Source organism: Blautia sp. ZXY-1-C6, assembly GCF_056339875.1.
In genome coordinates this window covers 1-4,465 of record NZ_JBWJVQ010000041.1, presented here as the reverse complement: position 1 = coordinate 4,465, position 4,465 = coordinate 1, and the positions used below count along the sequence as shown (strand labels likewise).

Below are 4,465 nucleotides of genomic sequence, written 5' to 3'. Positions count from 1 at the left end.
CTGTTCTTTCTTTACTTCAAACTCACCTTCTACTTTGGAAAGGGCGATGTTCATCTGCTTTACAAGGGCATCTTCGAAGATGTATCTGTTCTTGCCCTTGATGGCGATTTCTGCGTATTTTATTAAAAATGCGTGGAATATCATTTGTTTCTCCTTCTCTTATTTTGCTTATAATAAATTGTTTTATATAATATTAGAATTAATATTTTTCTGGATTTAATATCTGTAATTTTCAAATAGAATTCATATAAATGCTATTAACAACCTTTTCAAATATTCCTGAGCTTATCTCAGGTTCCATTCCAAATATCACTTATAACTATTATTTGTTATCTGCGTGCATAGCGTTTCAGCATCGGCAGTACTTCATTCAGAACTTCTAGGCAGTAGTCAACTTCTTCGAATGTATTCTCCTCTGAGAAGCTGATACGTACAGTGTTCTCGATCTGTGCATTGCTCATTCCCATTGCTGAAAGTGTTGCGCTTGGTTTTCTCTTATGGCTGGAGCATGCGCTTCCTGCTGATACGTAAATGTTTCTGTCCTCTAAGGTATGAAGCAATACCTCGCTTCTGATTCCCAGAAAGCTGACGCTTAAGATATGCGGTGCGCCTTCTCTGACAGGCATTCCGTTGATTACTACATCGTCAATCTTAGAAAGTCCTTCTGCCATGCGTTCTTTGAGCTGGTAAAGATGCTCTACTTTCTCGTCAAAGTTCTGGTACATCATCTTCGCTGCAACACCAAGTCCTGCGATTCCCGGTACATTGTCTGTTCCGGAACGCATGCCATTCTGCTGGCCGCCGCCGAGAATCAGAGGCTGCACTTTTGCCTTGCTGTTGATGTACAGGAATCCAACTCCTTTTGGTCCATGGATCTTATGTGAGCTGACAGACAGAAGATGGATATTCCATTTCTTCGGATAAATACGATATTTACCGAATGCCTGGATCGCATCTACATGATACAGCGCCTTCGGACACTTCTCCTGGATCATTGCACCGATTTTCTCTACAGGCATAACCGCACCGGTCTCATTATTTACCATCATTGTAGATACGAGAATGGTATCCGGCCTTAATGCTTTCTCCAATGCGTCAAGTTTTACTACTCCATGCCCGTCTACAGGAAGAATGGTCACTTCAAATCCCTGTTCCTGCAAAAAAGCTACTGGCTGGCTGACTGCAGCATGCTCTATTGCAGTTGTGATAATGTGATTACCGCTTCGTTTGTTGGCAAGCGCACCACCGATCAGAGCCAGGTTGTTTGACTCTGTTCCGCCGGAAGTGAACAGGATTTCTTTTTCTGTTACTTTCAGTATCTGTGCCAACGTTCTGGCAGATTCTTTGACATACCCTTCTGCGTCTACACCTTTCTGATGCATGGCAGATGGATTTCCAAAATCTTCCATCATTGTTTTTACCACGATGTCCTTTACTTCTTCAAAGCAACGGGTCGTGGCTGAATTATCAAAATATGCTTCCATTTTTGTTCTCTCTTGTTTCTATTATTCATTTTCCAACTGGAACATCAGAACTGAAAGAATCGCAAGTCCTGCTGTCTCAGTTCTGAGGATTCGTCTTCCAAGTGTAATCGCATGGGCACCTGCTTCCAGTGCCTTTGCTACCTCTTCTTCCTCGAATCCACCCTCCGGTCCGATAAAGATACCGACAGACTGTCCAGGCTTAATCTCGCTGAGGATTTCTCTGGTTTCTTTCATTCCTTTGGCAAGTTCGTACGGGATCAGTTTTACATCTAACTGTTTCGCAAATTCCAGTGCCTGTTTGTAGGTCATTACTTCATGAATCTCCGGGATCAGCATTCGCTTGGACTGCTTTGCTGCACTCTCCGCGATCTGCTGCCAGCGAACCACCTTCTTTGCCGCCTTCTTAGCATCCAGCTTCACCACACATCGCTTTGTCTCTACCGGAATTACGGAAAAAGCTCCCAGCTCCACTGCTTTCTGGATGATCAGTTCCATCTTGTCTGCTTTCGGCAGTCCCTGAAAAAGATAAAGCTTATTGGGCAGCTCATATTCCGGCTCCTGTGCATAAAGGATGTGCAGCAGAACCTCATCCTCTCCCAGTTCTTCAATCTGACAGTGGTATTCTTTATCTCCTCCGTCACTGATCCACACATCCTCCCCACATTTCATGCGGAGAACGTTTTTAATATGATTTACATCCGTCCCATTGATGTGGATACGGTGTGCCTCTTCCTCAATCTGATAAGGCTCCACGAAAAAACGCTGCATAGGATCAGTCCTTTCTTGCTGTTACGGAAACCCACTCGCCCTGATGTGTCACTTCTACGACCGTCAGGCCTGCTGCTTTTACTGCCTCCACTACAACTTCTTCTTTCACATCAAGAATACCGGAAGTAATGTAGTAAGCGCCTTTTTTCATCTGGTTTACAATTACCGGTGTCAGAGGGATCAGAACATCTGCAAGGATATTTGCTGTTACGATATCATATTTTTCATATCCTGCCTGATCCTGAATCGCTTTATCGTCAATGATGTTTCCGATCACCATATCAAAAGTTTCATCCACGATCTGGTTTGCTTCTTTATTCTCTGCAACTGCAGGAACTGCACATGGATCAAGGTCTGTTCCCAGTACATGTTTCGCACCAAGTTTCAGGGCAACGATACCAAGGATACCGCTTCCGGTTCCTACGTCAAGCATCTCTGTATCCGGTGTTACATATTTCTTTAACTGGCGAATCACAAGCTGAGTAGTCTCATGCATACCTGTACCGAAGGCTGTACCCGGATCAATGTGGAGGATCATCTTGTCTTTATCCTCTGCTTTTACTTCTTCCCATGACGGTACGATAAGGATATCATCTACATAGAACTGGTGGAAATACTGTTTCCAGTTATTAATCCAGTCCTTGTCCTCTGTCTGAGATTCTTCAATGGTAGCTTCCCCGATGTCCATAAAATTCTTCAGGTCATCTAATGCTTCACGAACATCTTTCAGGATTGCTTCTTTGTCTGCATCTTCTTCCAGATAAAAATTCAGATAGGCAATGCCGTCATCTGCTGGTCCTTCCGGCATAATATCTACAAACATCTGAGCCTTGTCTTCCTCAGTCAGAGGCTGTTTGTCCTGAATTTCCACGCCTTCAATGCCGACTTCTGCAAGTGTGCTGATAACGATATCTTCTGCTTCTGTTTTCGTTTTTACTGTAAAACGGTTCCACTTCATGTAATTGTCTCCATTTCTTTATGTTATATAATTAACTATTATCATCCCAAAATATGTCTGGCCCATTCTCTGTTACTCTGCAGCTATTCCCATAATGTAGCATCTCACCACATCCAGTCAATTCTTATTTACCCACCGACTGCATGCTTCACTTATTTTTTCAAAAAAATGTCTGAATATCTCGTGGCGGTTTCCTTTGCTGTAAAATCTCCACGCCAATTCTACCAGTGCAACTCCGGCAATGGCATCCACCAGATAATGCTGTTTAAGCACCTGGGTAGAAATAATGATCAGTATTGCAAAAATCAGTGAAAAATGCTGATACCATTTTGGAATATTCTCTGATTTACTGACTCCGCGCCAGCTCAGCCAGCTTACATAACAATGGATTGACGGAAATAAGTTAGACGGACTGTTTCCACCATCCATAAGATAAACAAACTTAAGCATCTGCTGAGACCATGTAGTTCCTGCAATTTCAGGTCTGACATTGGTAGTTGGCAAAACCAGAAAAATAATAAAACATGTAATATGAACAGTCAGATCAGTTGCCACAAACCGATAAAATCCATCTTTTCCTCTCTGTGCAGCCAGAATATAATTCACTGCCCAAAAAGGAAATGCCAGAATATAAATCCAGATAAACTGTGGTATTAACGGCACTGCCCTGTCCAGTGACATGGTAAAATCAAAATGATATCTGTCTGCTGTCAGTACTCCGCTTCCCCAGTAAATAAGACAGTTTAATACAAAAATGCTTATCAGCGGCAAAATTACCCATACAGGGAGATACTTCTCCCGAAAAGCTGCGATCTTCTCTGTTTTTGTCAAATATCTCTCCATTTCTCAGGAAACTTTTATTCCTGTCTGTTCATCTGATTTTTACCGTTACTCTTCAATATACACGACTATACAAAAAAAGAAAAGAGGGTAAACCTCTTTTCTTTAATTTTCTTTTATAATTAATCCTCAAAAGTCTCTTTTAATTTATCCATGAAACTCTTTTTCTTCTTTTCCGGTTTTTCAAAATCATCAGAATCTTTTGATTTCGGACGGTTACCACACGCCTCATCGAATTTGCGCAGTGCTTCTTTTGCTTCTTCGTTGAGGTTTGTAGGAACCTGCACAACGAAAGTCACATAATGATCGCCACGTACATTCTTGTTTCTCAAGATGACGGTACACCTTTTCCCTTCAGACGGATCCTTGTGTCTGTCTGAGTTCCGGGTTTCACTTCATATTCAACCTCTCCATC

At 42.2% G+C, this 4,465-nt stretch carries 4 protein-coding genes and 2 pseudogenes; all 6 read right to left on the bottom strand.

What is annotated here, in order from left to right; all coding sequences use genetic code 11:
- Window positions 1-144: pseudogene (locus tag AC075J_RS01860) on the bottom strand (tRNA uracil 4-sulfurtransferase ThiI); the annotation flags it as partial.
- Between the two features lie 185 nt (window positions 145-329).
- A complete protein-coding gene (locus tag AC075J_RS01855) occupies window positions 330-1,484 on the bottom strand; it encodes a cysteine desulfurase family protein (protein WP_118613740.1) in 1,155 nt (384 codons plus the stop codon).
- A 21-nt stretch (window positions 1,485-1,505) separates the two neighbouring features.
- Window positions 1,506-2,252, bottom strand: coding sequence for a 16S rRNA (uracil(1498)-N(3))-methyltransferase (locus tag AC075J_RS01850; protein ID WP_055058742.1), 747 nt, complete (start codon window positions 2,250-2,252; stop codon window positions 1,506-1,508).
- 4 nt (window positions 2,253-2,256) lie between these two features.
- Window positions 2,257-3,210 carry a 50S ribosomal protein L11 methyltransferase gene (gene prmA, locus AC075J_RS01845; RefSeq protein WP_022381215.1) on the bottom strand — a complete coding sequence of 318 codons (954 nt, stop codon included), beginning with the start codon at window positions 3,208-3,210 and terminating at the stop codon, window positions 2,257-2,259.
- Window positions 3,211-3,327: 117 nt separating this feature from the next.
- Complete coding sequence (locus tag AC075J_RS01840) at window positions 3,328-4,041, bottom strand: phosphatase PAP2 family protein (protein WP_020994104.1); 714 nt, start codon at window positions 4,039-4,041, stop codon at window positions 3,328-3,330.
- Between the two features lie 131 nt (window positions 4,042-4,172).
- Window positions 4,173-4,465 (bottom strand): annotated as a pseudogene (locus AC075J_RS01835) (DnaJ C-terminal domain-containing protein); the annotation flags it as partial.

Coding starts and splice junctions, on each gene's coding strand:
- AC075J_RS01855 (WP_118613740.1), bottom strand. CDS start 1,484: ATGGAAGCATATTTTGATAATTCAGCCACGACCCGTTGCTTTGAAGAA.
- AC075J_RS01850 (WP_055058742.1), bottom strand. CDS start 2,252: ATGCAGCGTTTTTTCGTGGAGCCTTATCAGATTGAGGAAGAGGCACAC.
- prmA (WP_022381215.1), bottom strand. CDS start 3,210: ATGAAGTGGAACCGTTTTACAGTAAAAACGAAAACAGAAGCAGAAGAT.